Raw genomic sequence first — 23,671 nt, forward strand, 5'->3', positions numbered from 1 at the left:
GTTTCCGTCTCTCTTAAACTTACGAGCTCTACAAGTAGCCCACAGGATGTACTGATACCCAAATACATTAATAAATGCGGTCCCTCAGGAACCGCATTTTTTACTTATAACAGCTTACACTTTAAGGAGTTTAAACTTTCCTGAACCGAAAACATCTTTTAAATAATCTAGTTTGGTATTATCGAAGTAAACTGAATCCCCCTTATGAATCAGGATTGAAACCTCGTCAAATGTAAAAATCTGATCATTGGTTAATGGCTGCTCCTCCAGAGCAACTTTAAGCTGAGGTCCTCCTCAGCCGATTCCCATCGTCAGCCGGACATAAAGCTTTTCCCCATTTGCACTTTCCTTTTTGATAGCTTTGAGCAATATTTTATATGCGCTATCAGTAATTTTAAACATATCCACTCTCCCTCTCTTAGTTATTATTAACAATATACTTTTTGTCAAAAAATTTATCGAATTATGACAAAAATATGAAAATCATACTGAAATTTATACATTAATCATCATTCTTATAATATATTATCCTTAGGGGCTTAAAAATAAAAATGCCTCATTCTAATCTGGGGAGATTAATATGAGAAAAAAGAAGAAAAAACCTTTGGGACTGGCCTTGTTTGCTGGCTTAGGTGTTTTGGCATCTGTATTAACATTTCAGATGTACCATGAAGCCGAGGCAAAAACACCAAGTGTTACAGTCAAATCTCAAAAATCACATCTTGAGAGAAGCTATGATGTTTCTGGAAAGAGCTTTGTGGAGAAAGTGAAATTAGGAGCAATCGGCGATATCTTGATCCACGATACGGTTTACGAAGATGCCTTCGTGAACCCTGGTTATGATTTCAAACCGATGCTCAGTAATGTTAAGGAATATTTAATTGAACCTGACCTATTGCTGGCGAACCAGGAAACGCTTCTTGGCGGAGTGGAAATCGGACTGTCAAGCTATCCTATGTTCAATAGTCCTGTTGAAGTGGGTGAGGCGTTTATCGATGCCGGAGTGGATATTGTTTCAAATGCGAATAACCATTCGCTCGATAAGTCTGAAAAAGGTGTGATGGCTTCTATTAAAAACATGGAAGCTGCCGGTCTTCCTTATGTAGGTTCATACAAGGATGATGCCGACCAGCAAAAACTGCGCATAATGAATAAAAATGGGATTGATGTTTCCTATTTATCATACACCTATGGAACGAACGGGATTCCAGTCCCTATCGGCAAGGATCATCTCGTGAATCTCATTGACAGAGAAGCAATGAAGGCTGAGATTCATCGCGCTAAAGCAGAGTCTGATGTTGTGGTCATGAGTATCCACTGGGGAAATGAATACCAGCGCTTCCCTACAACTGAACAAAAGGATCTTGCCCAGTTTATTGTTGATGAGGGTGTCGATATCATCTTTGGCCATCACCCGCATGTACTTCAGCCTATGGAGTGGCTGACGGCAACAGACGGAAGAAAAGCATTGGTGGTCTTTTCTCTGGGCAATTTCCTGTCCGGGCAAATGTGGGACTATAAAGATATCGGCGGTCTTGCCACTGTAGAAATAACTAAAACCATCACTCCGGAAGGTAATAAAATCGTATTGGAAAAACCTGAGTTTCTTCCAACCTTTGTTTCAAGCAGCAGGCAAAGGAATTACCAGGTGGTTCCTTTGCAAGAAGCCGGTAAATTCGGTCTTGCTGGTGCAGAAAATAAATATAATGAGATCATGCATCATATGACTCAATTTATAAAAGAATAAGGTGAGAGTGCCCGGTCCATGAAGACCGGGCATTGCTTATGTTATAATCGGTCTATCTGGTATGGAAGGAGAACAATATGAATATTACAATTAATGATGATGCAGCAGCATGGTATGAAAATGAAATGGACCTTTCATCCGGAAGCTTTTTGCGATTTTTTGTCCGGTATGGCGGCTTCAGTTCAATCCAGAAAGGTTTTTCATTAGGTGTCTCCAAAGAAGAACCGGATCACATTGGGGTAAAAACAGAAAAAAATGGAATCACCTATTATATTGAAGAGAAAGATATTTGGTATTTTGACGGCCATGATATGACCGTGGAACTCCACCCGGTTGGCCAGGAACCTGATTTCAAATTCGAAAAGAAATAAGGCAGACGCATTCGCGCCTGCCTTATTTCTATCCTTTTAGAATATCGCTCTTAATGCCCTCTTGTTTCAAAATCTCAGCTTGCTTTGTTCCTAAAAGATCGAAATGAGGATACTTTATCTTCCTTTTGTCGATCCATTCCGGCCGCAAACCATATCTTCTTCCCCATTCAGCTAACTTTTCAAGATCCCTGCAACCTACTTTTGTAACCGTAGAACACTCTGGAAAGCGGTCATCAATCCAATAATGGGTCAGGAAGGCAATCTCCCCTCTATCGATTTTAGCTTTCCATTCTTCAAGCTCATGACGCTTGATCCCGAAAGCCAAATCAGACTTGCTCCTTTTCATCTTCTGGCTTCTTCATTGCCTGCAGATAAGCTTCATGCCAGTCAGGGTAGCTCCTTTTTAATGAAATCGGCCGGAAGCTATCCTTTTTAACACAGACATGTTTTGAGCTGCCAGTCAACGCAAGATCACCCTCACCATTGAAGATTTCATATTTATAGACGGAGCGAATGCCATCATATTCCTCCACCCAAGTCTTGATTGTAGCTGTATCTCCATATCTCAGCGGTTTTTTATAGGAAGCTTGGATATCAAGAACAGGTGAGATGATTCCGTCCTTCTCCATTTCTGCATAATTAAAGCCAAGCTCCTTAATCAATTGAGTTCTGCCCAGTTCCATCCACACCAGATAATTAGCGTGATACACGACTCCCATCTGGTCTGTTTCGGCATATCTAACCTCGATCTCCCTAGAAGAAATTATCATTAGCAATCCCCTTTGTTTTTTCTTGTTAGTTTAATCTATCAGCTTTTTTAAAGCCGCTTCAAAATCTTGTTTTTCCAAGTATAAAACAGCTTCACCTAAATTCTCAAAATTTTCGACGTCAATCAATCGATATGCCTGGGATTGTATCGCCTCATCCACTAAGTTAGTAGCGAATCGACCGTTTCCGTTGATTTCTGTTTCTGAGAGTTTTGCAGTTAAAAAAGCTTCAGCTTCCACCTTTATCTTATATTGATACTTTCCAGCGTAGTTCTTAATGATGAGCAGCAAATCACTCGCATTATAGTCCGGAAAATGGAAAAACTTCTTGAACCTTGACCTAAGGCCAGGATTGCTTTCCAGCAGCATGTCCATTTCTGCAGGGTAGCCAGCTAAAATAACGACGAGATTTTCATTATGCCTTGTCATTTCATCAACAAGAGTATCAATCACTTCCTTGCCAAAGTCGCCCGAGCTCTGACCAAGCAAAGAGTATGCCTCATCTATGAATAATACTCCTCCGAGTGCCTCACGGATTTTTTTCTTTGTTTTGATGGCTGTCTGTCCAACATAACCAGCGACAAAATCCGCCCGACTGCTGACGATTAGATGACCGCGCTTTAGCATACCGCATTCCTTCAGGAGCTCAGCATAAATCTTTGCGACAGTGGTTTTTCCAGTGCCAGGATTGCCTGTAAAGACAGAATGAAGCTGGATCGGAACAGCAGGCAATCCCTTTTCTTTTCGAAGCTGCTGGATCCTTACGAAGGAGATCAGTGAAGTAACCTCTGATTTCACATTGTCTAATCCGACAAGGGCATTCAGCCTGTCTAGTGGCTTTTCCGCTTGAGGATTCGAAGGTGATTCAAAGTCTTCTTTTTCCAATAATGTATAGGCCGATAAGTCATCTTCTTCAGCAGGCCTGGATCCCTTTTTAAAAATCGCTTCTAACACAAGATTGCGTACCGTCCTGGCATTTCCGAAGGTATCGTCGACTCTTTCCTTTTCAATACGATCACTAAGCTCGAGCTTCGCTGATTCTGTCATGGCATAATCGTTATCCTGTGCCGCTTGCTCAGCAATTTGCAAAAGTTCTTCATCTGAATAATCCGGGAGATGGATTAAATTTGATTGAGGGAATCGTGATCTTAATCCTGGATTCGCATCAAGAAATTGACGCATTTCTTCTGGATAGCCAGCAAGGATCACAGCGAATTTGCCTCCATACTCATTTCCTGTCATTAAGGACACTAGTGTATCGATAGCTGTTTGACCATAGTCATTTCCAGTCTGTCCTTCCCGCTTAAGACTGTAAGCTTCATCAATAAACAGTACCCCGCCCAAAGCTTGTTCGACGACCTTCCTGACATTTTCCTCCGTCTGGCCTACATAAGCACCAACAAGCTGGGACCGGTCAGCCTCAATTATTTCTTCACGTGGCAATACGCCAAGTTGATGATATATTTTAGCAAGCAATCGGGCTAACGAGGTTTTTCCTGTCCCTGGATTCCCGGTCAGGACCATATTTAAGCTTTGATCATCCTTTGTTTGCAGACCAAGCTCTTTCCGTTTTTGCTGGTACTTCAAGAATCGGTAAAAGTCATTCACTCTCTCCTTTACAGACTCCAGTCCTACCATTTTATTGAGTTCAGCCAGTGGATCCTTTTCAGACTGTGTCTGGCTATCTAATTCTTCAGCAAATTCCTCTTCCCATTGCACCTTGATCTCTTCGAGGCTTTGAAGTCTTTTCTGCATTTCTTCATAATGAACCGCTGTGTGGAAAACCCCGGTAACTGACTCTTCATATAACTCTGTGGCTTTCAGGAGAGCTGCCGTCTCTTCAATAGCCTGTTCGAGCAAATGAGTCAGCCTGTTGAACTTCGCCTCAACATCAGACCCTTTTTCAAGATGCTGGTCAGTTAAGTCATCAAGTTCTTCTTCAGCGTGTGAGAGGAATTGCTGTGAAATATCTATGTACTGCTCTGCTGTTTTCTTTTTTAATGCCCGATTATCCGTTTCCCTGATCCGCGGGTAGGCAAGTTGGTCAAAAAGGCTCCCTTTATTTTTCCATTGATTCCTGGCGAGCATGGATTTTGCCTTCTTGTTTGCCGGGTCTTGTTCAATCGCCGTTTTTAGCCACTCGAGGACTAGAGTATCATATCCGTTTCGCTGGGCCCTCGATTGAGCAGCCAAAGTAAGAGTTTGGGACAGTTTCTTATTCTCTTCGCTTTTTGTCAGCATCCTGACTGCAGTAATTAAACTGGCTTCATCCTGAATATATCCTTTTGTATTTATCTCTTCTTCCCATAGCAAAATCTGTTCATCTATAGGGATTTGTTTTTTTTGTCGATCCATCCAAATCACTTCTTTATCTAAAGTTAATTACACACGATATCTTATTTAGTTCACATTCCGTATATTATCACATTTTTACCGAAACGGAAAAAGACCCGCCTGTTGACGGGCCTTTTCGGTATTACTGCTGGTTGTGCGCTTCATCTTTGATCTCAGCTCTAAACGCATCAATGCTTTCTCGGCGGCGCTCATTTTTAGCTTTAATTCTTTGCTGGTCTTCAGGACTCGAATTGACTATTGCAGCTTCAGCATCCTCCATGTTCTCAATCGTATGATGGATCATGGACTGCAGCTTTTCCACATTATCGCTTCGATCGTCTGGCTTTGGTGTATGATTTGCCATTGTCATGTACCTCCTTTTAAAAAGTACATCAATAGTATGCTACTACTCGTGTTGATTATTAGCGGAAAACAGTGGATAACTTTTCTGGAGATAAAATAAAAGCCCGCCAAATGGCAGGCATATCATTCGGTTATTCACCTTTTGTTTGTATTACCTGGGCGTGTTCACCCGACTTATCATTCATTTTCTTTCCTTTATTGCCACTGAATCCACGCGGCTGCGTTCCTAGATGGCTTGGAACATAGTGCTTGCTGTCCTTTTTAGGATTGCTCATGTATATCCCTCCTCTAGAATAAGTTTTTCCTAAAGAAGAGGTTTTCATAAATGGTAATGTATGATATTTACTCAGCTTTACCCAAGTGTTTTTGCTCTAATTTTGCCTCGATCCTCTCGATTGCATCACGGTCATTCAGAAGTTGGCGTTTATTTTCCATTACAAGCTCTTGAAAAGAACGCTTTCTTGGTTTTCTCATCGTGTTCACCATCCTTTGTCATCATTGTAACAGTTATTATGTCCGGAAACGGTTGCAATTATTACAACTTTTTGAAAATTTAATCGTATTTTATTCTTACCCGATATTTTCGTGTATCTTCCATGCAATTTTTACCATAAAAAAAAACACCAGTAGCCGTACTGGTGTTACTTCATTAGTTCTTGCATCTGTTCGTATGTCATGGAACCAATATGCTTTTTTAGAATCAACCCATGCTCATCAATAATGAATGTGGTAGGAATTGAAATGATGGAATATGTTTGCTGTGTGGTTCCCTCTTGATCAAGTAATATTGGAAAAGTTAATTCATAGTCCTTCACAAACGACTTAACATTATTCTGAGGATCCAAATTGACTCCAAGAATTTCAATTTCCTTTGAATTCTCTTTATAAAATTGCTCCATTGCCGGCATTTCCTCTTTACAAGGCGGACACCAAGTAGCCCAGAAATTCAGCATGACCTTCTTACCTCTGTAATCTTTCAGGCTTACCTCCTCACCAGCAAGGTTTTTCAGAGTAACAGCAGGAGCTACCATCCCGGCACCGATGCCAGTCGTTGCTTTTGAAGCTTCAATCGCTTGTGGCTCTTCCGTTTTATAAAAATGCTGAAACAACGCAAACAGAACCAGACCAGCAAGAATACCAGCAGCAATCGCTTTTTTGACCATAGGAACACCCCCTTTGGTTTATTTACAAATAGGATATCCCAAGTATACAAAGATAATGAAAGTGGAGAAGTGAGAAATTTTGAGGATTATGTGAATTTTAAATTAAAAAGCTATGGGAGGTCGATCACTGCGTACCTCCTTCGGACAAAACATGCCATTCCTACCGAGTATTTGTCCGAACTTGGGGCACCTTCGGACAAAAGGTGCCGTCACTACCGATGATTTGTCCGAACTTGGGGCACCTTCGGACAAAAAGTGCCGTCCCTCTCGATGATTTGTCCGAACTTGGAGCACCTTCAGACAAAACTTGCCGTCGCTCTCGATAATTTGTCCGAACTCGGGTCACCTTCGGACAAAAAGTACCGTCCCACTTGAGGATTTGTCCGAACCTGGGTCACCTTCGGACAAAACGTACCGTCACTCTCGATGATTTGTCCGAACTTGGTTCACCTTCAGACAAAACGTACCGTCACTCTCGATGATTTGTCCGAACTAGGGGCACCTTCAGACAAAACGTACCGTCACTCTCGATGATTTGTCCGAACGGGGTTATACCCGTCCAAATCCTTTGCCAGTAATCTAATTATCAAATGCAGATCACTTTTGATGCAGCCCAACATAAAAAATGCCAGGGAGTCTCTGCCCTGGCATTCAATCATGCTTATTTTTCAAACAAACGCGGCAACTCTTCGCTGTAGTTCCCTCGCATGATCCCTTTTTCTGTAATGATCGCGGTAATTAAGTGATGTGGTGTCACATCAAAGGCTGGATTGAAAACCTTAACGCCTTCAGGTGCTGTCGATTTTCCGAAACCAGCAGTGATTTCCTCTGCTGCCCGTTCCTCTATCGGTATTTCATCCCCTGTTTTTGTTTCAAGATCTATTGTCGATAGTGGCGCAGCGACATAGAAAGGGATGTTGTGTGCTTTTGCTAATAAAGCGACACCATATGTTCCAATTTTATTAGCTACGTCCCCGTTGGCAGCTACACGGTCACATCCTACGATGACTGCTTGTACCTTCCCCTGTTGCATGACCATGGCCGCCATGCTGTCAGTAATGAGGGTAACATCGATTCCAGCCTGCATTAATTCCCAGGCAGTCAGACGCGCTCCCTGGAGCAATGGACGGGTTTCATCCGCAAACACCTTAATATCCATTCCTCGTTCCTTAGCCAAATAAATTGGAGCTAGCGCTGTGCCATACCTTGCTGTGGCAATGCCTCCAGCGTTGCAATGAGTTAAAACGGTCATTCCATCCTCGAATAAAGACAAAGCATTCTCGCCAATGGAACTGCAGACATTTTCATCCTCCTGGCGGATTAAATGCGCTTCCTCTTCCAGTAGACGCTTAATTTCCTTTACCGGTTTACTGCTTTCACCTTTAGCACGTGTATCCATCCTTTTTAATGCCCAGAAAAGGTTGACTGCAGTAGGGCGGGATGTAGCAAGATAATCTGCTTTTTCTTTGAAAAACTTATAAAATGAATTAAAATCATTTTCGGGTGCATCCTTGATACCAAGAGCCAGCCCATAAGCAGCGGCAATACCAATTGCTGGAGCGCCCCTTACTTTAAGTTGTTTAATCGCATCCCATACATCTTCAATATTGTTAATTTCCAGGAACTCAGTAACCTGGGGAAGTTTTGTTTGGTCTAAAATATATATTTTTTCACCGTCATATTTTACTGATTGTAAAAATGTTTCTTCCATGGTGATCCTCCTTATGGCTTTTAAGACAATTCTGAAACTATATATCATTTTATCAATTATAAGCCACAGAGCAAATGAAAATTATCTTTACAGGAATTTTCCCCCACCATTTTAAATATCGTCACATTCAAAAAGCAGCGCCATTGACGCTGCCTTTACTCTTTACCAGTAATATAGTATGGTGGCACCCTTAGCCAGCCTTTTTCCTGCATTAGCGTTTTAAGTGTCAAGGAAAAGGTGATTTTCATCATATGGTACTTCGCAAATAAGTAACCAACATCCGATCGGACGGATTCAGTAATTCCCCTTGTTGCTGATGTGATTCCTACTACAAGATTGTAGGCGATTAAATTGGCGATTTCCTCATCATTCATCCTTGCCCTTTCTGGAAGTGCCTTGAATTCACCTACGATTTTTTCTGCTCCAACATCAGGGAGTGGAATTCCTTCATCCTTGAAAAACTGTGTCAGTTCCTTAATCATTGGTCTGTGGACATTTTCGATGATATCTACGATCTTTTCTTTGAGTTCAGGGTCCTGGGCTAAATTGTAGGCGTGTTGATCGTATCTAAGGGTTTGTTCAGTCCCATGAAGATAAAACCATAGATTCATTACTTCTCCGACATGCAATGGCTTTTTGTCCCCGTCCATAAAAGGACCGAAAGCATCCTTCATCACTTCAAAAAGTTTCAAAGCAGGACACCTTCCTTTCTGCAACAGAATTTGGGGTTATTATTAGATTTATAAAGGTATTCTATTCATCACCATTATCGGATAACCCTAGTCTTTGCTTGACCAATCCAATGAAATTCCTTGCCGGTCTGGAAAGGTGATGCTGTTTTAACCAGATTAACCCAACAGATGATACCAACTCGGCATCTGAAATATTCCGGGTGAAAAGATTTGAATGTCCATATGATTGAAAAACAGATACAGGAACTATAGTTGAACCAATCCCTGAGGAAACCATTTGCATCAGCACATTCATATCTGAGCATTCACATATGACCTGAAGCGGAAGCTGTGCTTTTGTAAAAGCGTCATGGATTATATTGTAGCTTCCAAGTCCCTCTGTAGATGGTAAAATTAACGGAAAATTGCTTATTTCTTCTATTGATATCTCGTCTTTCCCATTTTCTCTGCAAACGAAAACAAATGATTCATTGTATAAAGGAAGGTAGTTAAGATCTTGATTAGCCAATGGCAGCCTGACCAGCCCCAGTTCTATTGTTCGATTTTTTACAAGTTCAGCTAGGTAGGCAGAGTCATTTTGGACAATCCGCAGGTAGACAAGCGGAAAGGATGTGTGAAATGCTTCCACCCATTCAGGAAATTCTGGCACAGATAGTGTGTTGATTCCAACCGATAAATTTCCCTTCCTCCCTTCATCCGTCTCTTGAAGTTCATTTTTCACTTCCTCAAAGGCATGGACAATATTTAGTGCATGTCTGTATAGCAGCTCACCCTTATCAGTCAATTCAAGCTTTTTCCCATGACGTTCAACCAGCATCACTCCTAGTTCTTCTTCCATTTGTTTTAATTGAAGGCTTAACGGCGGCTGTGACATATGAAGTCTATGTGCTGCAGCTGTTATATTCTTTTCTTCTGCGATCGCGATAAAATATCGCATCTGTCTAATATCCATAAAAACTCCTTCTATTTAAAAAAGATATGATTTTAATACAAATTATATATTTTAAATATACCTAAGGTCTATGGTACGATATTTTCATTCGTTTCAAAACGGAAAAATTTATCTGTATAAGAGAGAGGAGAAAATAATGGATAAATTATTTCAATTACAGGCACATGGTACAACGTTTGGTAGAGAGCTATCTGCAGGTCTTATTTCCTATATAACAGTTGTATACATTATCATTGTCAACGCAACAATATTAGCAGCAGCAGGCATCCCACTCGAAGCAGGAATCATCGCCACGATTCTCACAGTGTTTGCGGGCTGTTTGCTCATGGGATTTTGGAGTAACACTCCGATTCTAGTGATTCCGGGTATGGGATTAAACGCGATGTTTACATATACAATCGTCCAGTCCGGCGGTTTCACATGGCAAGAAGCTCTTGCGATGGTTTTTGTATCGGGAATCCTGTTCATGATTTTAGCCTTCACTCCGCTGGCAAAGACAATCATCGCATCCATTCCTGACTCACTGAAAGAAGCCATTACAGTCGGTATTGGAATACTGTTGATTTTAATCGGTTTTGATAATAGCGGCATTATTACAAACTCGGAACACACGCTGCTTGAAATCGGTGATTTAAGCAGCTCAACTGCACTCATCACATTAATTGGTCTAATCGTCACAGTTGTATTATTCATTAAAAACATTCCAGGTAATCTATTGCTGAGCATTGTGTTTACGTCTGTACTTTCCCTTCTTTTCGGTGACTTCGGAAGTGGAGGAGTTTCGTGGAGCATGCCGGCAATTAGTGAGTACACATCTGTCTTTGGGCAGCTGTCATTTGCCCAGGCAGGAAATTTTGTTTTCTGGCTGACAGCCTTTTCTCTTGCGATGGTCGTCATTTTTGAAAACATCGGTCTGATCCATGGCCATACAAAAATGCTTAACCAGACACAAAAAAGTAAGAGGGCACTTCAAGCAAATTCGATTTCGGTTGCCACTGCAGGTATTTTAGGCACGAGCCCAACAGTATCTTCTGTAGAAAGTGCTGCAGGGATTGCGGCTGGCGGCAGAACAGGTTTAACGAGTGTTACAACAGGTGTCCTGTTTCTGGCTTCAATCGTCCTTATTCCGGTTATTAAAGTAGTACCTGAAAGTGCGGTATCACCGGTATTAATTTTAATAGGAATATTGATGCTTCAAAATATAACCAACATCAAGCTTGATGATTTAATGGAAAGCTTCCCAGCACTTCTGATTATTGTATTGATTCCATTAACCTACAGCATTGCAGATGGCATGGCGATTGGCTTTATCCTTTACCCGCTCCTAAAGCTGCTGATGGGAAAAGGCCGAGAAATCCAGCCAGCACTTTATATGATTGCATTGCTGTTTCTTGGTAACTTCGTGCTGCAATATGCACTTTAAGAGCTGCGTAAATGATCTTCGGAATATTATGAGTACCTCAAAAATGTTACATGCCTTAAACACTAAATAGACCAAAGAGAAAAGGACGTTAGTGTATCCTGCCGTCCTTTTCTCTTTGGTCGTTGTGTTTTAAAACGAAAATGCCGTTTCACAGTAAAATGATCCATTAAGTTAGTTGGAGATTGCTCAGTCGGACTGCTTCACACTAAGTACAGTGATCGTAACCAAGATGACCATCATTCCAATAAGTTGAATAGTGGTCAAATGGTCACCGATAATCAGAACGCCAAATAATGAAGCTGTAACCGGCTCTACCATAGCAACCATTGAAGCAGTTGTTGGGGCAGTTTTACGAATGCCAATCACATAAAAAATAAATGAAATTCCAGCACCAACGATCCCTAATAGAAGAAACCATCCTATGTCGCTTGACGTTACCACAGCAACAGCTTCATCTTTGTCTGCAAAAAGAAAAAGGATGAGACATAATGAAAAGAATGCAATGGTTAACGTGGTCTGCAGCTTTCCGATAGAAGAGGCATTTTTAAACCCGAAGATAAACAATGCATAGGAAAGACCAGCAGTTAGCCCCGCTGTCACTCCTAGAAGACTCACTGAAACCGATTCGGTGTTGTAGGCACCTGTAAGAAGGGTAATTCCTATAAGTACACCTGCAATGCACCCCCATTTAAACCAAGTTGAACGTTCTATTCGCAACAAAAAAGATATTAAGAGGACGAAGACAGGCGCCGTGTACATTAGAGTAGCAGCGACAGCAATGCTTGAGGCTTGGATACTTAGAAAATAAAAAGTGAAATTTCCAGCAACTCCTATACCCGCCAATAAAGACCATATGTATAAACGGGTAGATAAGGTCCAATTTTGTCTAAAGCGAAAGAGAAACCAGGCAAAAAAACATATAAATCCAACAGCCGCTCGGTATAGGGATATCACAATAGGATCCCAGCCTCTGGTCATTAAAATATCGGCAATTCCTCCACTAATGCCCCAGAATATTGCCGCTAGTATAACTAAGCCTACCCCTGCAAATTTCATGTTGCGCCCCCCTTATGAGAAGTATGGGTTTGAATTTTTCATCCCGCGCCATAATTCACGAACATTTAAAAACAAACAATTCTTCTTAAGACCTCAACATCAATATATGTTTTAAAAAAGGTATTAACGATAATTCCCTTGTTTTCGTACCTAAAACCTGCTGACATCTTTAAGGCACGTGAATGAGATTGTTTATATGTGGGTGCAAAAAAAATAAACATAAAAATGGCGTGTCAAAACTAATTTCAGTTTACACGCCATTTTTATGTTTATAGATAGGGCACCAAAAAAACAGGCAGGTTTTAATTTGCTTTTTTGAGAATATATGAGGATGGGTTTGTATGAACGTTTGGAATGAACTTTGCCGCTTCCTGCAGCAAATGGATTTGGGCAGCCTGTGCCTGGTCAACTGTCCCCATGCCATACATCTTCAAGGACTTCTCAAGAACAAGCATCGATTCATGACCGTTTACATAGTAGAGACTCTCACCAGCACGCGGATAATAGGATTCAAGGGGCTTTGTATTGGATATGACATGATACTGTGCTTCCCCTTTTTGAGAGTACCCTGCGACCACTGCTTCAAAGGGCTGTCCATCCTCCATGAGCATGGAACTATTGATTGATGACTGGATTGATTCTGCCAATTCTTTAAGACTCATTCCTTGATTAACGAGAATTTCAGCAGCACTTGCGGCCATCATGGCATATTCCTCATCACCTGAGAAAGCAATGAAGGCTGTATTTGGTATTAATTCTTTAAACCTGATATCATTGATTATCTGATGAGTCCCCAAATCGGTAACCAATGAAATAAAATCTTCTCTTGCAACTATTGATACTAGGCCCATAGAAAACACTCCTTATGTTCCATCTATCTTAAACATACCTTTTTGCCAGCAAATTTCAATAAGAGAAGTTGTCGATACATTAGAAGTTTTCGGGAATTTTGTAAGTTCAGTAAGTTAGAAGCATTCCTCACTGTAAAATAATCGAGGAAACTGTATTTAATAGACATTTCTAATGATTATTTTCACTAAACAATAGCATAACCTCGCGAAAACAGCTTTCCATATCAAGCTGGATTTTGACAGGTTTGAGCTCCATGAGGTTAAAGGTTACGAGATTAACCGTTATCTAGACAGGTTCAACCACTTCAGGCAAAAAGTTATCAAGATTCCCCCATTATCTTGACAGGTTCAGCCGCTTCAGGCAAAAAGCTGTCAAGATTCACCCATTATCTTGACAGGTTCAGCCACTTCAGGCAAAAAGCTGTCAAGATTAACTCATTATCTTGACAGGTTCAGCCGCTTCAGGCAAAAAGCTGTCAAGATTAACTCATTATCTTGACAGGTTCAGCCGCTTCAGGCAAAAAGCTGTCAAGATTCACCCATTATCTTGACAGGTTAAAGCTCTTCAGGTGAAAAGCTGTCAAGATTAACCCATTATCTTGACAGGTTTGAGCTCTTCAGGCAAAAAGTTGTCAAGATTAACCCATTATCTTGACAGGTTCAGCCGCTTCAGGCGAAAAGTTGTCAAGATTATCCCGTTATTTTGACAGGTTCAGCCGCTTTAGGCAAAAAGTTGTCAAGATTAACCCATTATCTTGACAGGTTCAGCCGCTAAAGGTGAAAACCTGTCAAGATTAACCCGTTATCTTGACAGGTTAAAGCTCTTCAGGTGAAAAGCTGTCAAGATCACCCTCCCGATATTCTTAACTGATCTAATGACGAATAAAAGCAGCTCTACAATAAACACAAAAAACCCCCAGGTCCGCATAAAGACCAGGGGGTTCTGTGTAACAATTTATGCTTTTAACTTATCACGAAGAACCATTTGCAGGATTCCGCCGTGACGGTAGTAGTCGATTTCGACTTCTGAATCGAAACGCACAAGAGCTTCGAAAGTCTTCTTATTGCCGTCTTCATCAGTAGCTGTCACAGTGATGATGTCGCGTGGGCGGACTTTTTCATCGATCTGGACATCAAATGATTCTCTGCCTGTCAGGCCAAGAGTTTCTGCATTCTCACCAGCTTTGAATTGAAGTGGCAGAACGCCCATCAATACAAGGTTTGAACGGTGGATACGCTCGAAGCTTTCAGCGATAACAGTCTTGATTCCTAATAGGTTCGTACCCTTTGCAGCCCAGTCACGGGATGATCCCATACCGTAATCTTTTCCTGCAATAACCATAAGGCCAGTGCCCTGCTCTTTGTACTTCATGCAAGCATCAAAGATGGACATGACTTCGTTCGTTGGCCAGTAAGTTGTGAAGCCGCCTTCTGTGCCAGGAGCGATTTGGTTCTTGATACGGATGTTGGCGAATGTTCCGCGCATCATGACTTCGTGGTTACCACGGCGTGAACCGTATGAGTTGAAGTCGCGAGGTTCTACACCTTTTTCACGCAGGTATTTTCCAGCTGGTGTATCTTTGCCGATCGCACCTGCAGGAGAAATATGGTCAGTTGTTACAGAATCACCGAACTTGCCGACAATACGAAGGCTGTTCAATGGAGCAACTTCCCCAGCCTCTGGAGTTAAACCTTCAAAGAATGGTGGGTTTGCGATATAAGTTGAATCTTCATCAAATGTATAAAGCGGATCGCTGTTTGTTTGGATCTCATTCCACTTTTCATTGTCAGTGAATACTGTTTCGTATTCTCTGCGGAATAGCTCTGGAGTAACTACGCGGTGAACGACTTCGTTCACTTCTGCAGTTGAAGGCCAGATATCCTTGAAGAATACATCGTTGCCGTCTTTATCTTTACCGATTGGGTCATTCTGCAGGTCGATGTCCACTGTTCCTGCAAGTGCATATGCAACAACCAATGGCGGCGAAGCCAGGTAGTTTGCTTTTACAAGCGGGTGGATACGTCCTTCGAAGTTACGGTTACCGGAAAGTACTGAAGTTACCAGAAGGTCGCTTTCAGCAACAGACTTTTCGATTTCCGGCTTTAATGGGCCAGAGTTACCGATACATGTCGTACATCCATAACCTACAAGGTTAAAGCCAAGTGTTTCAAGGTAAGGAAGCAATGCTGAATCACGAAGATATCCAGTTACAACCTTTGAACCAGGTGCCAATGAAGTTTTTACGAACTTAGGAACTTCCATTCCCAGCTCAACAGCCTTCTTGGCTACAAGTCCTGCCCCAACAAGTACGTATGGGTTAGATGTATTTGTACAGCTAGTGATCGCGGCGATCGCGATTGCACCAGTCTTCATTGTTGTCTTGTCGCCATTAGCGAACTCGACCACTGCTTCTTTTTCGATCTCTTTCTTATCAAGGCCGAATCCCTGGTTTCCTGCAGGAGCAGTCAATGCTTCCTTGAAGGATTTCTGCATATCAGAAAGTGGGATCAAATCCTGCGGACGCTTAGGACCAGAAAGGTTAGCTTCGATGTCAGAAAGATTGATTTCTACTACATCAGTATAAACTGGCTCTAATGCAGGATCAAAGAATAATCCGTTCTCCTTGCAGTAAGCCTCAACCACTTTAATGTGGTCTTCTGTGCGGCCAGTCAAGCGCATGTAATCCAATGCTTCTCCGTCTACTGGGAAGAATCCGCATGTTGCGCCGTATTCAGGTGCCATGTTGGCAACTGTCGCACGATCAGCAAGTGGAAGTGTAACTACGCCAGGTCCGAAGAACTCGACGAATTTGCCAACAACGCCTTTGCTGCGAAGAACCTGTGTCACTTTAAGTGCAAGGTCAGTTGCAGTAGCGCCGTTCGGCATATCTCCTACTAATTTCACACCTACTACTTCTGGTACTGGGAAGTATGAAGGCTGGCCAAGCATTCCAGCTTCTGCCTCGATACCGCCTACGCCCCATCCAAGAACACCTATACCATTGATCATTGTAGTATGTGAGTCAGTACCCACCAATGAATCAGGGAAAGTTTCAAATTCGCCATCTGCATTTTCTACAGCATGAACAACATTTGCAAGGTACTCAAGGTTAACCTGGTGCACGATACCTGTTGCTGGCGGAACAGCACGGTAGTTATCGAATGCTTTCTGTGCCCAGCTTAAGAACTGGTAACGTTCAGCATTACGTTCGAATTCGAGTTCCATATTTACATTAAGTGCGTCTGGAGTTCCGTATTTATCAACCTGTACTGAGTGGTCAATAACTAGATCAACCGGCTTTTCTGGATTGATTTTTTGCGGGTCTCCACCCATGTCTGCCATTGCTTTTCTGAGTGATGCAAGGTCAACGACTGCAGGTACACCAGTGAAGTCCTGAAGAATGACACGTGAAGGCTTGAAAGGCACATCCACTTCTTTAACTTCGCTAGTTCCCCATTTTGCTAGATTTTCAACGTGCTCTTTTGTGATTACAAAGCCATCATGCTGGCGAAGTACGGATTCAAGCAATACCTTCACTGAGTAAGGCAGTTTTGATACATTGCCGATTCCAGCCTTTTCTAATGCTGCCAGGCTATAGTAATGATAGCGTTTCCCGTCAACTTCAAATGAACTGCGGGCGTTAAAAACATCTTGGTTTGACATATGTTTACCCCCTTCTTTTACGTAAACATCATAAACTAAATAAAAGTAATTGTCGAAAAGTTTGAATCTTGTATTCCATCCTAACTTTTCTCACAATTTCATATTAATATAACCTTATGTATAAGTAAATAACAAGAAAGTTATTGTGGTTGATAAGTTTTACTTATCATAAAAATTGTTAACACGATTAAAACATTCTTAATGGGATTTTATCAAAGAAAAAATCCTTCTCCTTTCTCCGCCAACTTTAAGGAAAACTATTTCACAAAAATGAAAAAGCTGGATTGTGTAAGTGATTGTGGGAAAAAATATGGCGGATGGAGGTGAATTCTATGGTAAAAAGAAAAGCAAATCATGTCATCCCTGGAGCGAATGCTGCAAAAGCGCAAGGCAATGGAGCCGGATATAACGAGGAAATGGAAAACGAACCATTATCAGAACTGGAAAAGCAAAACAATAAAAAGAGGAAAAAGAATCAATAAACAAAAAGCGGAAGGCTTCCCTTCCGCTTTTCCTGTTGATTTAGTTACGGATAACTTACATGTAGTGGTCTTGTTCCAACTCCAGCGCCTAGCCCCTTGATTCGCTTCTGTCTCCGCCCAAAGAGGCTCTTGCGCTTTTTGTTCTTATTCCATATTTACCTCAGTTACTATGCTGTGCAAGTCCTGCCGAAATCTTTCAAGCTGTGCCCGTTGGTGGTCAGATGCGTTTTCAAGGGCATTTTCAATCTGCTGGAATGCTTCATTCACTTCATTTTTAAGGTGCTTTAACTGATGACCGTAGCTTGCGCTGTCCCGAACAATTTCCGAGTACAGACCTTGTGCGTCTTCGAATCCTTGTTGTGCTGCCTGAAAGGCTTGCTGTTTATCTTTATGATAAGGCATGTGTGATTTCCTCCTGGTGTATTAAATCTATATCGTTAAATTGCTCAGTTATAAGTAATTTATTCAGTATAAATTCGTCTTAAAATCAAATCCTAAACTCAGGAGGGATGAGCAATGAACAAAAATGATTCCAAAGATATGCGCAAAAATGCTCCAAAGGGCGATCAAGACAGTCAGCCTGCTCCATTAAGCGGATCGAAGAAAGTGAAAAACCGTAACCACTCTCGCCAAAAACATAATTCACACCACGATATGTAAATATGCTCATTGCGCACCGCAAAAAAGTAAGGGCAGCCAGAAAAAGGCTGCCCTTACTTTTAAATTTGTTTTAAAGCATTTAAAAGAGATATTTCTTCTTCTTCTGTAACGGTCCGAAGATCAACATTAACTTCTTCCTTTTGAATCCGAACCACGATTGCCGGAGAATGTTCCGTTCGAAGCTTTCTGGCAATATGTTCAGCGCTAACATCCGGATGACTTATTGAGACAAGATAGGTTGGAAGCTGAACATCGGGCATCGTCCCTCCGCCAACCTGGCTAGTTCCTTCTGTCACAACCGCTTTTAGTCCACCTTCACAGGAATTAATGTTCTCCGCAAAACGCTCAGTCCTGGCTCTCAGTTCATCAATAGGAACAAGCAAGTCTCTTAGTGTAGGAATATGGAGTAACCCCTGCTCACCCTTTAAGTAATCCATCAAAGTTCCCTCTAACGCCGCGAGTGTCATTTTATCTACTCGAACGACTCTTGCCAGCTGGTGTTTTTTCAGCTTATCTATCAGTGCCTTCTTACCTGCGATGATCCCAGCCTGTGGACCGCCAAGGAGCTTGTCTCCGCTGAAAGAAACAATGTCTGCACCCATTTTCAGTACTTCTCCTACAACGGGTTCGTCACCGATTCCATGGCGTGTGAAATCATAAAGAACACCGCTGCCGAGATCTTCGTAAAAAATGACCTGCTCGTGCTTACTTGATAGTTTGGCCAATTCCTCTGTATCAACAGTTTTCGAGAATCCATATATTTTAAAATTGCTCGTATGGACCTTCAAAATCATCCCGGTGTCTTCAGAGATTGCATTCTCATAATCATATAAATGCGTCTTATTGGTTGTTCCAACTTCCACTAAATGAGCACCGCTTTCTTCCATAATGGAAGAAATCCTGAATGAACCCCCTATTTCAACAAGCTGCCCGCGCGAAACAATGACCTCCTTGTTTTTTGCAAGTGCACTCATGATTAAATAAACTGCTGCAGCATTATTATTAACGACCATCGCCGCTTCAGCCCCAGTGACTTTTTTAACTAGACTTTCGACATGGCTGTGCCGGGACCCGCGCTCGCCTTCTTTCAACCTATACTCGAGATTGGAGTAATACCTGGCAGTTTCTACTACATGCTTCACTGCATTCTCGCTCAATCTTGCCCTTCCAAGATTCGTATGCAGTATGGTCCCTGTAGCGTTAATAACCCTTTTGAGTGTATAGTCAAATCTCTCTGCTGCGGATGTATCAAATAATCTAAATAAATGGTCAACAAACAATTGGGTACCAGGCTCTGGCCCGCTCCATTCTTCGTTAACGATTTCTTTTCTTATATCATTTAACACGTCTTTAATTATTTCGGTAAAACGCTCAGCATCTGCATCATGCTTCTTGATCAGATCAAAAAATCTGGTATCTTTCTGTAGTTCATGTACAGCAGGAAGCTGCCTTAAAAACTGTTTCAAACTCGATCTCCCCCACAATATTAATGCATTCACTAATTATATCATTATTGCCCAATTAAAAGTTTTTTCAAAACGGTGAACATGAAGGAGAGACGGAAAGCCAAAACCGCTAGCTATCCAAAAAAGAGAATAAAAAAGCCCGGCTAATTGCCAGGGCATTAATTCATCGCTTCCATATGTTTGATCATGTCGTCTGTATCAGGAAAAACACCTGTATCCAGTTTCGAATATATTGTCTGGCCATTTATTGTTACTTCAAAAGCTCCTTTGGAAGCTGGAATCAGCTCCATCTTCTCAATCTGGCTTCGAAAATGCGTGAATAATTCTTCCGCGAAACTCGCGGCTTTTGGTGCATAATTTCACTGCATGCAAAATTGGATGGTTACTAGAAAATTCTTCATTGCAAAATCCCCCTGTTGTACTTTTTTATATGTTTTTACTGTCATTTTAGTGTAAAGCCATTGTCAGTGCAAATAATAATAGCTTAAGGATGATTTTAAAAACAAGAAAGAGTATACTTTTTTGTGGAGGTGATCAGGTTGAGTGAACACGAGAAAATCCGTTTAACATCACTGTCAACAAAGGCTGGCTGAGGATGCAAAATCAGTCCCGAGGACTTGACGCAAGTTTTGCGTCTATTACCAGCACAGGAAAATGTTCCTGAATTGCTAGTCGGACATGAGACTTCCGATGATGCAGGTGTATATAAACTTACCGACGATATCGCCCTGATCCAAACAATTGATTACTTCACCCCTGTAGTGGACGACCCATATATGTTTGGACAGATTGCAGCGGCGAATGCCCTGAGCGATGTATATGCAATGGGCGGCGAACCTAAAACAGTCCTTAATATGGTGGGATATCCGATCAAAAAGCTTGGTCCAGATATGCTTGCAGAAATATTGAGAGGTGCCAGTGACAAAGTGAAGGAAGCTGGCGCAGTGACGATTGGCGGTCATTCAATTGATGATCAGGAACCTAAATTCGGCTTATCCGTGACGGGTCTAGCCCACCCTGGTGCTATTTGGAAAAATATCGGCGCAGAGCCAGGTGATTTACTTGTTCTTTCAAAACCTATCGGAGTCGGTATCATGACAACAGGAATCAAGCGCAACGCAGTAACTGCACAACAAGAGCAAGAGGTAACGGAAACAATGGCCTTGCTGAACAAATCGGCAGCAGATGCTCTAAAGGCGTTCACCCCACATGCTGTAACGGATGTAACAGGGTTCGGACTGCTTGGACATGGGAGTGAAATCGCTCGTGGCAGCAATGTCAGTTTTGAAATTTCATTAGCTGACGTACCAGTTTTAGAAGGTACATATGAATTGGCTGCAAAAGGAATTGTGCCTGGAGGATCAAAATCCAACCATAAATGGCTGGATAACGATGTAGAGTATAAGGACATTTCTACTGAAGAGCAGTTAATACTCTGTGATGCGATTACTTCCGGAGGACTCCTTGTTTCGCTTCATGAAAGCGAAGCCGGGCAATATGTGGAAGCCTTGAAGAACCAGGGGCTTGTTCATGCGGCTATTGTTGGGAAGGTCACAGAAAAGAAAGATAAACTTATCTATGTAAAAAGGTGAAATCAATGAGATTTCACCTTTTCCTTTTATCTATAGCTTTGCTTTTAATTTTTCCAGCATGTCAGCAGTCATACTTGAGAGATCATACTTCGCCTTGAAGCCCCACTCTTCAGCCGCAGCTGATGCATCGATAGAGTTCGGCCAGCTGTCTGCGATTGCTTGACGTACAGGGTCGACATTATAGGATATTTCAAACCCAGGAATATGCTTCTTGATTTCCGTTGTCAGTTCCTCAGGGTCAAAGGTCATTGCTGTAACGTTGAAAGCATTTCTGTGAATCAACTTGGAAGGGTCAGCTTCCATCAAGTCAATGATCGCCCCAAGCGCATCTGGCATATACATCATGTCCATGTAAGTATCTTTATCAATATATGAACTGTATTTTCCATTCTTGATTGCTTCATAGTAGATTTCTACAGCATAATCCGTTGTACCGCCGCCTGGAGGGGTCACATAAGAAATCAAACCTGGGAATCTTACTCCCCTTGTGTCTACCCCGAAACGGTGGAAATAGTAATCAGCAAGCAGCTCACCGGCCACTTTGTTTACACCATACATTGTTGTTGGACGCTGGATGGTGTCCTGAGGGGTATTGTCCTTAGGGGTATTAGGCCCGAATGCACCTATTGAGCTTGGTGTGAAAAATTGCAAATTTAATTCTCTCGCAGTTTCTAGAGCGTTCATCAGGCCGCCCATGTTAAGGTTCCAGGCAAATACCGGCTTGGTTTCAGCCGTTGCAGACAGCAATGCAGCCATATGCATGATAGTGTCGACATTATATTCTTTTGCCAATTCAACCATTTTGTTTGCGTCCATGACATCAAGGATCTCAAAAGGACCGTTAGAAGCAGCTTCAGAATCAGTTTTCCTGATGTCCGTCGCAATTACATTATCCTGACCATAGATGTCGCGTAGTTTAACTGTTAATTCAGAACCAATCTGGCCAAGCGCGCCAGTGATTAAGATTTTCTTCATTATATGTATTCCTCCCGGTTACTCTGAAAAAGGAAGCCGGTTTGACGTTCAAACCGGCATATCCAATTAAATAATCTCTAATTCCTTGCCTACTTTTTCATAAATAGAAATGGCATTGTCCAGCATTTCCTTTGTATGTGCTGCCGAAGGCATGTTCCTTACACGGCCAGTTCCACGTGGTACTGTAGGGAATACGATTGATTTAGCGTATACTCCCTCTTCGTAAAGCCTTTTGCTGAACTGCTGCGTCTTGACTTCATCGCCAATGATACATGGAGTGATTGGCGTCTCAGAATGGCCAATGTCGAAGCCGAGTTTTTGCAGACCTTCTTTCAGATAATTTGCATTTTCCCATAAACGCTCGTTTAATTCTGTGCTTTCCATCAAAATTTCGATTGCTTTCTTGCTGGCAGCAACGTCGGCCGGAGTCAGTGAAGTTGAAAAAAGGAACGGACGGCTTCTAACCTTCAGCCAGTCGATCAAGTTTTGTTTACCAGCAACATACCCTCCGACTACACCAATAGCCTTTGATAGAGTACCAATTTGGAAATCGACTTTATCTGAAAGGCCGAAATGTTTAACCGTTCCGGCACCTTCACCAAGCACACCAGAACCGTGGGCATCATCGACGTATGTAATAAGGTCGAATTCCTCGGCGATCTCTACAATTTCCGGAAGCTTTGCGATGTCTCCGTCCATTGAGAATACTCCGTCAGTGATGACCATGATTTTATTGTATTGGCCAGAGTCCTTCGCTTCTTTAGCTTTTGCCCGAAGGTCTTCCATGTCTGAGTGGTTGAAGCGGATGATCTTTGCCCTGGATAAACGGCAGCCATCAATGATTGAGGCATGGTTCAATTCATCAGAAAGGATTGCATCGTTTTTATCCATTACAGCTGAAATGGCAGCCATATTGCACATGAATCCGGACTGGTATGCAATCGCAGCTTCTGTCTTCTTGAATTTCGCCAATACTTCCTCTAGTTCAATATGCAGCTGGAGCGTTCCGTTGATTGTACGTACTGCACCTGCTCCCACTCCAAATTTTTCAATGGCTTCATCTGCAGTCTTTTTCAGTCTTTCATCCGTAGCGAGTCCAAGGTAATTATTTGAGGAGAGGTTAATCATCACTTTCCCATTAATGGTTATGACTGGTCCATTTGGGCTCTCAAGCGGGTCGATTACATTATATAAACCCTTCCCTTTTAAATCCTCCAGGTTTTCATTTAAAAACTGATCCAATGTTTTACTAGACATCGTAAATCCCCTTTCTGCCATCACATTTGGCATGTCATTATAATGGATACATCTGTCTTTTTGGAGAGGACAATATTTTTATCTCTTTTTCCATGTTTAATGTGTGTTCACAAAATATACTTTATCATATTTATTTTGTTTGTAC

23 protein-coding genes and 1 pseudogene are annotated in these 23,671 nt (G+C 41.9%); 6 read left to right on the forward strand and 18 right to left on the reverse strand.

Annotated elements, in window-relative coordinates; all coding sequences use genetic code 11:
* Positions 1-580 precede the first annotated feature (580 nt).
* Complete coding sequence (locus J7E32_RS05305; RefSeq protein ID WP_214904667.1) at positions 581-1,747, forward strand: CapA family protein; 1,167 nt, start codon at positions 581-583, stop codon at positions 1,745-1,747.
* A 77-nt stretch (positions 1,748-1,824) separates the two neighbouring features.
* On the forward strand, positions 1,825-2,118 hold the full coding sequence (locus J7E32_RS05310; protein WP_214904669.1) for a HesB/YadR/YfhF family protein: 294 nt from the start codon (positions 1,825-1,827) through the stop codon (positions 2,116-2,118).
* Positions 2,119-2,146: 28 nt separating this feature from the next.
* Here the strand turns inward: J7E32_RS05310 and J7E32_RS05315 are convergent, their stop codons facing one another.
* The 10 genes from J7E32_RS05315 to J7E32_RS05360 form a co-directional block, all read right to left on the reverse strand.
* Positions 2,147-2,443, reverse strand: a complete 297-nt coding sequence (locus tag J7E32_RS05315; protein ID WP_214905033.1) for a hypothetical protein — start codon at positions 2,441-2,443, stop codon at positions 2,147-2,149.
* 1 nt (position 2,444) lies between these two features.
* Positions 2,445-2,888, reverse strand: coding sequence for an acyl-CoA thioesterase (locus J7E32_RS05320; protein WP_214904671.1), 444 nt, complete (start codon positions 2,886-2,888; stop codon positions 2,445-2,447).
* A gap of 30 nt (positions 2,889-2,918) precedes the next feature.
* Positions 2,919-5,240, reverse strand: a complete 2,322-nt coding sequence (locus tag J7E32_RS05325) for an AAA family ATPase (RefSeq protein WP_214904683.1) — start codon at positions 5,238-5,240, stop codon at positions 2,919-2,921.
* A 121-nt stretch (positions 5,241-5,361) separates the two neighbouring features.
* Positions 5,362-5,583: a small acid-soluble spore protein Tlp gene (gene tlp / locus J7E32_RS05330; protein ID WP_214904685.1), complete on the reverse strand. Its 222-nt coding sequence runs from the start codon at positions 5,581-5,583 to the stop codon at positions 5,362-5,364.
* 130 nt (positions 5,584-5,713) lie between these two features.
* Positions 5,714-5,857 carry an acid-soluble spore protein N gene (locus J7E32_RS05335; RefSeq protein ID WP_079509087.1) on the reverse strand — a complete coding sequence of 48 codons (144 nt, stop codon included), beginning with the start codon at positions 5,855-5,857 and terminating at the stop codon, positions 5,714-5,716.
* Positions 5,858-5,924: 67 nt separating this feature from the next.
* A complete protein-coding gene (locus J7E32_RS05340; protein ID WP_041964980.1) occupies positions 5,925-6,056 on the reverse strand; it encodes an FbpB family small basic protein in 132 nt (43 codons plus the stop codon).
* A gap of 167 nt (positions 6,057-6,223) precedes the next feature.
* Positions 6,224-6,745 (reverse strand): peroxiredoxin family protein, encoded by a 522-nt coding sequence (locus J7E32_RS05345; RefSeq protein ID WP_214904687.1) that lies wholly within the window; start codon positions 6,743-6,745, stop codon positions 6,224-6,226.
* A 661-nt stretch (positions 6,746-7,406) separates the two neighbouring features.
* Entirely contained in the window at positions 7,407-8,456 is a 1,050-nt protein-coding gene (gene mtnA / locus J7E32_RS05350; RefSeq protein WP_214904690.1) for an S-methyl-5-thioribose-1-phosphate isomerase, read from the reverse strand.
* A 155-nt stretch (positions 8,457-8,611) separates the two neighbouring features.
* Positions 8,612-9,148: a DUF3231 family protein gene (locus tag J7E32_RS05355; RefSeq protein WP_214904693.1), complete on the reverse strand. Its 537-nt coding sequence runs from the start codon at positions 9,146-9,148 to the stop codon at positions 8,612-8,614.
* 61 nt (positions 9,149-9,209) lie between these two features.
* Complete coding sequence (locus J7E32_RS05360; protein WP_214904695.1) at positions 9,210-10,100, reverse strand: LysR family transcriptional regulator; 891 nt, start codon at positions 10,098-10,100, stop codon at positions 9,210-9,212.
* A gap of 136 nt (positions 10,101-10,236) precedes the next feature.
* Here J7E32_RS05360 and J7E32_RS05365 point away from each other — a divergent pair, with 136 nt between their 5' ends.
* Positions 10,237-11,523: an NCS2 family permease gene (locus J7E32_RS05365; RefSeq protein ID WP_214904698.1), complete on the forward strand. Its 1,287-nt coding sequence runs from the start codon at positions 10,237-10,239 to the stop codon at positions 11,521-11,523.
* 186 nt (positions 11,524-11,709) lie between these two features.
* On the opposite strand, the gene J7E32_RS05370 is transcribed toward J7E32_RS05365, so the two are convergent.
* The 3 genes from J7E32_RS05370 to acnA form a co-directional block, all read right to left on the reverse strand.
* The gene (locus tag J7E32_RS05370; protein ID WP_214904700.1) at positions 11,710-12,579 is read right to left on the reverse strand and encodes a DMT family transporter; all 870 of its coding nucleotides are present in this window, start codon (positions 12,577-12,579) and stop codon (positions 11,710-11,712) included.
* Between the two features lie 302 nt (positions 12,580-12,881).
* Positions 12,882-13,430 (reverse strand): hypothetical protein, encoded by a 549-nt coding sequence (locus tag J7E32_RS05375; protein ID WP_214904704.1) that lies wholly within the window; start codon positions 13,428-13,430, stop codon positions 12,882-12,884.
* A gap of 955 nt (positions 13,431-14,385) precedes the next feature.
* Positions 14,386-17,094: an aconitate hydratase AcnA gene (gene acnA, locus J7E32_RS05380; RefSeq protein ID WP_214904707.1), complete on the reverse strand. Its 2,709-nt coding sequence runs from the start codon at positions 17,092-17,094 to the stop codon at positions 14,386-14,388.
* A 332-nt stretch (positions 17,095-17,426) separates the two neighbouring features.
* On the opposite strand from acnA, the gene sspO reads away from it, so the two are divergent.
* Positions 17,427-17,576 (forward strand): small acid-soluble spore protein O, encoded by a 150-nt coding sequence (sspO, locus tag J7E32_RS05385; RefSeq protein ID WP_214904710.1) that lies wholly within the window; start codon positions 17,427-17,429, stop codon positions 17,574-17,576.
* A gap of 144 nt (positions 17,577-17,720) precedes the next feature.
* On the opposite strand, the gene J7E32_RS05390 is transcribed toward sspO, so the two are convergent.
* Positions 17,721-17,978, reverse strand: a complete 258-nt coding sequence (locus J7E32_RS05390) for a hypothetical protein (RefSeq protein WP_214904712.1) — start codon at positions 17,976-17,978, stop codon at positions 17,721-17,723.
* 114 nt (positions 17,979-18,092) lie between these two features.
* Here J7E32_RS05390 and J7E32_RS05395 point away from each other — a divergent pair, with 114 nt between their 5' ends.
* Positions 18,093-18,236 carry a small acid-soluble spore protein P gene (locus J7E32_RS05395; RefSeq protein WP_214904714.1) on the forward strand — a complete coding sequence of 48 codons (144 nt, stop codon included), beginning with the start codon at positions 18,093-18,095 and terminating at the stop codon, positions 18,234-18,236.
* 59 nt (positions 18,237-18,295) lie between these two features.
* Here the strand turns inward: J7E32_RS05395 and selA are convergent, their stop codons facing one another.
* Positions 18,296-19,702 (reverse strand): L-seryl-tRNA(Sec) selenium transferase, encoded by a 1,407-nt coding sequence (gene selA / locus J7E32_RS05400; RefSeq protein ID WP_214904717.1) that lies wholly within the window; start codon positions 19,700-19,702, stop codon positions 18,296-18,298.
* Positions 19,703-19,860: 158 nt separating this feature from the next.
* Positions 19,861-20,049: pseudogene (locus J7E32_RS05405) on the reverse strand (Rdx family protein); the annotation flags it as partial.
* Positions 20,050-20,241: 192 nt separating this feature from the next.
* Between J7E32_RS05405 and selD the strand changes: the two are divergent.
* On the forward strand, positions 20,242-21,294 hold the full coding sequence (gene selD / locus J7E32_RS05410; RefSeq protein ID WP_214904720.1) for a selenide, water dikinase SelD: 1,053 nt from the start codon (positions 20,242-20,244) through the stop codon (positions 21,292-21,294).
* Positions 21,295-21,324: 30 nt separating this feature from the next.
* Here selD and J7E32_RS05415 read toward each other — a convergent pair whose 3' ends face one another.
* Entirely contained in the window at positions 21,325-22,269 is a 945-nt protein-coding gene (locus J7E32_RS05415) for an L-threonine 3-dehydrogenase (RefSeq protein ID WP_214904723.1), read from the reverse strand.
* Between the two features lie 66 nt (positions 22,270-22,335).
* Entirely contained in the window at positions 22,336-23,526 is a 1,191-nt protein-coding gene (locus J7E32_RS05420; RefSeq protein ID WP_214904725.1) for a glycine C-acetyltransferase, read from the reverse strand.
* Between the last annotated feature and the right edge of the window lie 145 nt (positions 23,527-23,671).

Source organism: Bacillus sp. ISL-55 (assembly GCF_018613155.1).
Taxonomy (GTDB): domain Bacteria; phylum Bacillota; class Bacilli; order Bacillales; family Cytobacillaceae; genus Mesobacillus.

What these genes read in the sequence shown, in the direction of transcription:
- J7E32_RS05305 (WP_214904667.1), top strand. Translation starts at nt 581, where the DNA reads ATGAGAAAAAAGAAGAAAAAACCTTTGGGACTGGCCTTGTTTGCTGGC.
- J7E32_RS05310 (WP_214904669.1), top strand. Translation starts at nt 1,825, where the DNA reads ATGAATATTACAATTAATGATGATGCAGCAGCATGGTATGAAAATGAA.
- J7E32_RS05320 (WP_214904671.1), bottom strand. Translation starts at nt 2,888, where the DNA reads ATGATAATTTCTTCTAGGGAGATCGAGGTTAGATATGCCGAAACAGAC.
- J7E32_RS05325 (WP_214904683.1), bottom strand. Translation starts at nt 5,240, where the DNA reads ATGGATCGACAAAAAAAACAAATCCCTATAGATGAACAGATTTTGCTA.
- tlp (WP_214904685.1), bottom strand. Translation starts at nt 5,583, where the DNA reads ATGGCAAATCATACACCAAAGCCAGACGATCGAAGCGATAATGTGGAA.
- J7E32_RS05335 (WP_079509087.1), bottom strand. Translation starts at nt 5,857, where the DNA reads ATGAGCAATCCTAAAAAGGACAGCAAGCACTATGTTCCAAGCCATCTA.
- J7E32_RS05340 (WP_041964980.1), bottom strand. Translation starts at nt 6,056, where the DNA reads ATGAGAAAACCAAGAAAGCGTTCTTTTCAAGAGCTTGTAATGGAAAAT.
- J7E32_RS05345 (WP_214904687.1), bottom strand. Translation starts at nt 6,745, where the DNA reads ATGGTCAAAAAAGCGATTGCTGCTGGTATTCTTGCTGGTCTGGTTCTG.
- mtnA (WP_214904690.1), bottom strand. Translation starts at nt 8,456, where the DNA reads ATGGAAGAAACATTTTTACAATCAGTAAAATATGACGGTGAAAAAATA.
- J7E32_RS05360 (WP_214904695.1), bottom strand. Translation starts at nt 10,100, where the DNA reads ATGGATATTAGACAGATGCGATATTTTATCGCGATCGCAGAAGAAAAG.
- J7E32_RS05365 (WP_214904698.1), top strand. Translation starts at nt 10,237, where the DNA reads ATGGATAAATTATTTCAATTACAGGCACATGGTACAACGTTTGGTAGA.
- J7E32_RS05370 (WP_214904700.1), bottom strand. Translation starts at nt 12,579, where the DNA reads ATGAAATTTGCAGGGGTAGGCTTAGTTATACTAGCGGCAATATTCTGG.
- J7E32_RS05375 (WP_214904704.1), bottom strand. Translation starts at nt 13,430, where the DNA reads ATGGGCCTAGTATCAATAGTTGCAAGAGAAGATTTTATTTCATTGGTT.
- acnA (WP_214904707.1), bottom strand. Translation starts at nt 17,094, where the DNA reads ATGTCAAACCAAGATGTTTTTAACGCCCGCAGTTCATTTGAAGTTGAC.
- sspO (WP_214904710.1), top strand. Translation starts at nt 17,427, where the DNA reads ATGGTAAAAAGAAAAGCAAATCATGTCATCCCTGGAGCGAATGCTGCA.
- J7E32_RS05390 (WP_214904712.1), bottom strand. Translation starts at nt 17,978, where the DNA reads ATGCCTTATCATAAAGATAAACAGCAAGCCTTTCAGGCAGCACAACAA.
- J7E32_RS05395 (WP_214904714.1), top strand. Translation starts at nt 18,093, where the DNA reads ATGAACAAAAATGATTCCAAAGATATGCGCAAAAATGCTCCAAAGGGC.
- J7E32_RS05415 (WP_214904723.1), bottom strand. Translation starts at nt 22,269, where the DNA reads ATGAAGAAAATCTTAATCACTGGCGCGCTTGGCCAGATTGGTTCTGAA.
- J7E32_RS05420 (WP_214904725.1), bottom strand. Translation starts at nt 23,526, where the DNA reads ATGTCTAGTAAAACATTGGATCAGTTTTTAAATGAAAACCTGGAGGAT.